The 6,627-nt window shown below is 44.6% G+C and carries 6 protein-coding genes and 1 pseudogene; 3 read left to right on the top strand and 4 right to left on the bottom strand.

The window, feature by feature from the left end; all coding sequences use genetic code 11:
* Positions 1 to 232 precede the first annotated feature (232 nt).
* Positions 233 to 1,207 carry a hypothetical protein gene (locus RIM23_RS05230; RefSeq protein WP_446365074.1) on the top strand — a complete coding sequence of 325 codons (975 nt, stop codon included), beginning with the start codon at positions 233 to 235 and terminating at the stop codon, positions 1,205 to 1,207.
* A 256-nt stretch (positions 1,208 to 1,463) separates the two neighbouring features.
* Here RIM23_RS05230 and RIM23_RS05225 read toward each other — a convergent pair whose 3' ends face one another.
* Entirely contained in the window at positions 1,464 to 1,655 is a 192-nt protein-coding gene (locus tag RIM23_RS05225; RefSeq protein ID WP_006098246.1) for a hypothetical protein, read from the bottom strand.
* Between the two features lie 599 nt (positions 1,656 to 2,254).
* Between RIM23_RS05225 and RIM23_RS05220 the strand changes: the two genes are divergently transcribed.
* Positions 2,255 to 3,583, top strand: a complete 1,329-nt coding sequence (locus RIM23_RS05220; protein ID WP_446365072.1) for a glutaredoxin family protein — start codon at positions 2,255 to 2,257, stop codon at positions 3,581 to 3,583.
* A 112-nt stretch (positions 3,584 to 3,695) separates the two neighbouring features.
* Here RIM23_RS05220 and RIM23_RS05215 read toward each other — a convergent pair whose 3' ends face one another.
* A complete protein-coding gene (locus RIM23_RS05215) occupies positions 3,696 to 3,884 on the bottom strand; it encodes a hypothetical protein (RefSeq protein WP_446365070.1) in 189 nt (62 codons plus the stop codon).
* Positions 3,885 to 4,126: 242 nt separating this feature from the next.
* Complete coding sequence (locus RIM23_RS05210) at positions 4,127 to 4,783, bottom strand: HAD-IB family phosphatase (RefSeq protein WP_446365068.1); 657 nt, start codon at positions 4,781 to 4,783, stop codon at positions 4,127 to 4,129.
* Positions 4,784 to 5,334: 551 nt separating this feature from the next.
* On the opposite strand from RIM23_RS05210, the gene RIM23_RS05205 reads away from it, so the two are divergent.
* A complete protein-coding gene (locus tag RIM23_RS05205; protein ID WP_446365066.1) occupies positions 5,335 to 5,679 on the top strand; it encodes a hypothetical protein in 345 nt (114 codons plus the stop codon).
* A gap of 171 nt (positions 5,680 to 5,850) precedes the next feature.
* On the opposite strand, the pseudogene RIM23_RS05200 reads toward RIM23_RS05205, so the two are convergent.
* A pseudogene (locus RIM23_RS05200) lies at positions 5,851 to 6,480 on the bottom strand (class I SAM-dependent methyltransferase); the annotation flags it as partial.
* Between the last annotated feature and the right edge of the window lie 147 nt (positions 6,481 to 6,627).

The raw sequence follows: 6,627 nt of genomic DNA, 5'->3' as shown, positions 1-6,627 counted from the left end.
ATGAATATTCGGGATGACTATATTCTCTCTACTACTCCAAGTGGGTCGGTAGAGCAGGCGTCAGTCAATGCGCCGTATGTTTCGACCAGAGATTCTGGTTAGTTACAAGCTGCGTGGGCTTGTCCCCGCAGCAGTTGACTGGACTACAACCGACGGGACAATTGTCAATATTTGAGCGCACGTTTGAGCGGTGTATGGGGTTGTGTATCCATGGCTCCACAGCCCTTAAGCTATGGCGATTAGAAATCACGGCTATACAAACAAAGTCCGCCTACGCGGACTAAGGAAAAACTATGTTTTGAAACCCGCGAAGGCGGGTGCAAGTTTGTGTAGCTGCGGTTTCAACCGCCCAGAGTTGTGTCTACAATTTTGCTACAGTAAGCTTATTTGGCTGTCTGCCCTCTGGCTTGTGTTGGAAAAAATCGATAAATATCTGCTCACTCGCCACCCTCAACCCCGCTTGCAGGGCGCTTGGAATTGCGCCCAAGTCGGATTTTTTATCTTTCCCTGGTTTCCCGCTTTGGGGGCTGTGGGTGTGGGTTTTGCCTTAATCGGAACCTGGTGGCAAGACTATCGCCGGATTATTCGGCGTCCTCTAAACTGGGGACTGGGAATCTTGAGTCTTTGGCTAATTTTCAGCGCGACGCAAGCCTATAACCCCACAGAAGCATTCCTCGGTTTAGCCAATTTCCTGCCATTCTTGGCTTTTTTTGCCGCATTCAGTGACTTAATTCAAACACCAGCCCAGCTACGGCGTCTGGCTTGGATTCTGGTGATTCCTTCTGTACTGGTTGTCATCCTCGGCTTCGGGCAGTTATTTCTGGGTTGGGCGCATCCGCCGCAGTTTCCCGCTTTGTTGGGTTGGGTATTAGAAGCCCAGGGGAATCCACCGGGGCGGATGGCTTCGGTATTTATGTATGCCAATATCCTGGCGGCTTATCTGCAAATTGTCTTTACTTTAGGATTAGGACTCTGGATTGAAACATTTCAAGCTTGGCGACAGCAGAGAGCTGGGGGAGCAGGGGGAGCAGGGGAAGCAGGGGGAGCAGGGGAAGCAGGGGGAGCAGGGGAAGCAGGGGGAGCAGGCGGTGTAGGGGCGGGTTTGACGGATAACTTATGGCGCCAAACCGATAACTTAACTAAACCCGCCCTTCTGGAAGTTACCACGTTCGATAAGGAAATGCCTCGGTTCACGAGCTATACATAAGTTTTATTGAAGTAAAAGATTAAGATTGCTAATTTTATTACTCTATACTGTTAAATCGTGTTGACTGATTAAAATAGATTATTACCAGAGAAGATAAAACTCAACATGACAAAGGTGCAACCCGGTTTAGGCTACACCCTTTCAGTTGTCTGTATAAATCGAGGGGTCTGAAAACGAAAACGTTTAGATTAATCGAGGTAATCAAGGAATTATGACCAATTCGTCACGCCTCTGCTGCTATAGGAGCAGTTGAGGCTTAATAGTTCGCCACTGGCGTAATTTCGTCTCCTAACAGGGGTCCGTACAGATTGGAAGCACCCGTTTCGTGACTATTCCAGTTTCCTTGAATAAAGTAGATTCCATCATGGCTGGAAGCCGCGATTTTTCCCGTGTGACCCTTTAAAGAGCCTTTGGTGATTTGCACGAGTTCATGTTGCTTGTAAACCATTGTGATTCCTCTGTTTCACGTTTGTTCAAAAATTAGCTTTTCTTACTTATACAGTATCTTGACAATTTTTTTACACCATCAGCAACGATCTTTAGACAGATTTTAGAAAGCCTTCAGATTTACAATGTCTTACAATAACACAGAACTCTGGAAACCGTTGGTATTGCTGGGGTATAAGCGATTGGCATCCAAGAGAACAAACGAGAAAGCAGATAGTAGAGGGCAAAAGGTTCCCAGGAAAATGTACCCTAGTTCATGCCTAGGGGTGACTTCATCAGATTGGGTATACACCGTTGATCCCTTGCAGGAAATACAGCTTTGGGATCAATGGCACTGAAAAGCGTGCATTTGGGGAGCGCCAAAACCCTTGATATATCGTAGGGTGGGCATTGCCCACCGCTTCAAAACATCATGCTCATCCTGTCAAGATAGAACTATTACGTCTTTTTTCTAAGAGCAGATCCTCTCAGGGTGATGGATTTACAGTAGAAGTATCGTCTCCTAAATTTCTCCTCATGTAAAAAGGACGCTAAAAAATGATAGTTAAATCGTACCGCCGAGTGCTCCTGTCCTTTATCATCATGGTTGGTCTGATATTCGTGACTTCTCTTCAGTCCGTTGCCCAAGCTGGCGATGATGTCGTGGATGTCTATTTCTTTCAAAGCAAAACCTGCCCCCATTGTCTCAAGCAAAAACCCTTAATGACCTATATTGATCAACAGAATAAAAATGTTGACATTACGTCCATTGAGGTCAACGACAATCCCAGGGAATGGCAGGAATTCCGAGAAGCCCGGGGAATCTCGTCCGGCGCTGTTCCCAGGACGGTGATTGGGGAAAAAATGTTCATTGGCTATAGTGAAGCCGAAGGACCATTGGAATACAATCCAGTTCATCAAGCTTATATCGGCTACAAAAACCAAATTATTGCGGCGATAGAAACAGAAGTCGGATCTCCACTCAATTTACCCATAACTGATCCAACGACTCAGCAACAGACTAGCCCCCCGTGGCAGGTCTTTTTAATCCCGTTCTGGTATCTCTGTAGTTATCCGTTTTTGAAAGACAAACTTGAGAAAGGACAAGGTAAACGGTATTGGATTGGCGGGTTACTGGCAACAACTATCGTCAGTCTATTTGTGTTTCTTGCCCTCACGCCTGATGCTGTAATTAAAACCTTTGCCCAAGGGCTTCCCTTCCCCCTATTTGTCTCTACTATTGCCCTTGCCGATGGATTTAATCCTTGTGCGTTTACGGTTTTAGTTATTCTGTTGTCGTTACTCACCTATACCCGCAGCCGCAAGGACATGACGTTGGTGGGGACAACTTTTATTATCACGTCAGCGGTGATGTATTTTATCTTTATCATGCTGATGGTCTTGGCAGGTTCAGTCTTTCTGGAAAACTATGGCACTCTATTTATGCTGATTCTGGGAATTCTGATTACCGGGGCAGGTTTGATCAATATCAAGGATTATTTTTGGTTCAAAAAATCTATCTCCCTATCCCTCTCAGAAAAACAACAGTCAACGATACATAAACGAGCGGGAAAGATCGTCAGAAATCTGAGAAATGCTCAAGGCGATCGCAAAATGTTTCTCGGGGCATTAGCCGGGACTGTTTTATTAGCCGTCTTTGTCAATATTGTCGAACTTGGCTGTACAGCGATTCTGCCTGCTGTTTACATGACAACACTGCTACAGTATTGCTCGGATACGATTGGCTTGTGTCATCTCTCGTGGACAGGTTTGTATGCCGTGATTTACATTATTCCGCTGTTGGCGATTTTAGGCAACTTCATCTATTCGTTTAAGTCCACTCGACTCACTGAAAACCAAGGGAGAGTGCTGAAACTGGTTGGCGGACTATTCATGCTGTTCTTTGGTCTGGCGATGATATTTAAACCTGAACTATTAACCCTTGGTTAGAACTCTATCGCAGAAGGCTCCAGGGCTCTAGGTCAGAAGGAAAAAGTATCCAAGTTATAAAGGGGGTGATTTTTTTCTCCCCCTGTTTTCCCCTTGTCTAAGTGAAGTCACTTTAATAGGCTAATGGTGAAATTTCGTCGCCAAGAAGCGGTCCGTATAGGTTAGATGAATCTGTTTTTTGATTGGTCAAGTCTCTGGCAATAAAATAGCTACCTTCATGGCTACAAGATGCGATTTTTCCTGTATGACCTTTGAGAGAACCTTTGATTATTTTTACGCGATCGTTTTGTTGGTAGAGCATGATGCCACTGGCACTTGTAAATTTTGAGTTAAACTATTTCATCATAGGAATAATATTTTTTTAATTCGATGAAGCTGAACAGGCTTTTCAATAAAGTTTTGGCAAAGTTTATTTGATAAAACTTTACATTTTAAAACTTAATCCTCTCTCCCCCTATTTCCTGAGAAGGGCGGGTTTAGTCAAGTTTCGGGACAGTGCCAAAATCTTATCGGTAAAACCCGCCCCTACAGCCCTACTATTCTTTAGGTTTCTCCCCAAAGCTGGGATAGGTGTTGACGCACCTCAAAAAAGTCATTCCAGGGTAAGTAAGGCTTTTGACGTTCATCGAGATACTGGCTGAGGCGATCGCGGGCGAAGACGACAGAGGCGTGCAATGCCATATTAAAATCCGTCACCGAATCCCCGATCGCAATCTGTTCTTGTGCGGGGTATTTTGCCATCACCTGAACTTTGGCAACCAGTTCCCTATCCCCCTCAAACTCGGACAATGGCTGAAGGTAATCACCACTCGTATCCACATCTACAGCATACACCCCTGCCACCCGTTCGAGCAGCGACGTTCCTCCCCGCTTTTCTCGAGCCAGCACCGTCTCCACCATACCGCGCAATCCCCCGGAAACAACCACAAAGGGTACGCCGCGATCGTCGAGAAAATCAAGTAATTCTACCAAACCCGGGCGAATCGGTTTAGATTGGGTATAGGTGAGAATATCCGGATATCGCGAAGACGGAATTGATTCTAGGATGCGGCGCACACCTTCCCGTAGTGTTAGCCGTCTGGTATAGAGTTGGGGCATCACTTCGGCAGATAACTCAGGGGCAAAATCCTTTAACATCCCGGCAAAGGTTTCTACTGCCGTAATCGTACCGTCGAAGTCACAAAAGACAACTCGCTGCATTCGAGATCAGAAATTCAATTTAAGATTAATAAAGATGGTAGATTTGCCATCCCACTTGTTTAATTATGCCGCATTAAATCACTCTGAGCAAAGAATAGATCAGATATTTTTAAATTTTTGGATAAATTGATAAAAATTATCCGGCTATAACCTATAAACTCATGAACGATGAAATACACCTAAGTTAAGCCCAAGCCTTCAGAACTTGATATCCCTTATTTGTAATATCCCCAGAGTTCGCTTACAGTATTCGTCTCCCCTGCAACAGGTGAGACTCATAAAATTACCATGTTTTATCCATAAAATAACTTTAATCAAATCATTGATATGACCAATAGTTGTTGGGTTATTATTGAGTCAGAATATAGTGGTTCTCAAGCCGATGAAGTACACCCCGCTTATGGGAAAAGGATGAGAGATAGGAGAGGAGGGAGAAATTCGTGTATTTCCTCAAGAGTAAGAACCGCGTTCAGTATAAAAACCTAGTCCAAAGCGATTAGCTCGCATCAGGGGGTATGTACCAGGTAAAATTGTGAACATAAGCTAAAGGAATGACTCTAAACTATCCCATCATTGAAACCCAACTCAGACTCATTAGAGCTTTACAGCGCGGATACGCTGAAGCCCTAGAAGCTGGAGATTGGCAAGCGGCGGAGTATCGTTGCGCCCATTTACACCGATTGTGTGAAGGGTTACATCATCTGAGTTATTTGCTGGATAGAGGCAATGCCTTATCCACCTTGACACCCCAGAATCAAAATAATTGGGTGGGAACTATCCGGGGTAACAATCCGATGCACACCTTAAATCAGTCCTCAGAAACGAACGAAAAGCTCCTTTCATCGCGTCCCCTACCCCCTGAACCACCGCCTATTGATGAAGTGTGGAACCAGTAAATGCTTGTGACTTTTCACCGTTGATAGGAGAGATAGGGGAGATGGGGGTGTTCCAGACCTAACAGGCTAAGTCTGGAACATTCGGTAGGGGCGGGTTTAGTCAAGTTATCAGATAAAAACTAAAGGTTATCGGTAAAACCCGCCCCTACACACAACTTTATTTTCGCTTTTCTATGGTATGCTTTTTTTGCCAATCAAAAGCGCCAGTTCTAGCCATTTCCAGTAACAATCGACATCAGTATAACCGATTTCCCGTAGCCATTTCAGTTGAGTTTCTACATCTAATAATTTATTCGAGGGATCATCGGGTTTGTCAGCAATCCCCATGCAAGCGCGGAAATGTTCATGGAGTTCTGGCGTGGGAGAAGCAACGTGCTCTAAGTTACAAAAAATACCACCGGGTTCCAGTAAGTTGAAGATTTCAGCATAGAGGGAACGCTTGCGTTCATGAGTTAGGTGATGAATGGCAAAGCTAGAAACGATTGCGTCAAATGTACCTAACTCTGGCAAGGGATGATCTAAATTATGTGCCTTGATTTTTACTGTCTCATCCCCAGCAAACCGCTGTTTAGCAGCGTCAAGCATTGTGGGCGAAAAATCGATAGCGATACTTTCGACATGGGGGCGGTCAATTTTCAGAAGTGCCAGCAGACGCCCGTTTCCAGTGCCTAAATCAAGGATACGTTTGACTGTTTTAGGAACCTCTTCCAGGACGACGGCTTCACCTTCAGTGCGATGGGGGAGATGATCAGATCGCTCTAAATAAGATAGCGCATGGTCAGCCGATGTCCAGAGATTGGTTGTATTCTAGAATATCACTTAATATCTAGAACCCCTTTTTTTGGGTAGCTCTCCAAGCTTTTACCTAAATTAATTAGGAAGTTTCCGTATGCCCTACGGTACTTATCAAGTATTTAGTTTTTTAAGTTTTTTACAAAAGTGCTATTC

The organism is Coleofasciculus sp. G3-WIS-01, from assembly GCF_040223135.1.
Classification (GTDB): domain Bacteria; phylum Cyanobacteriota; class Cyanobacteriia; order Cyanobacteriales; family Coleofasciculaceae; genus Coleofasciculus.
Note: the sequence above shows the minus strand (reverse complement) of the source record. Positions and strands in the feature narration are given on the sequence as shown.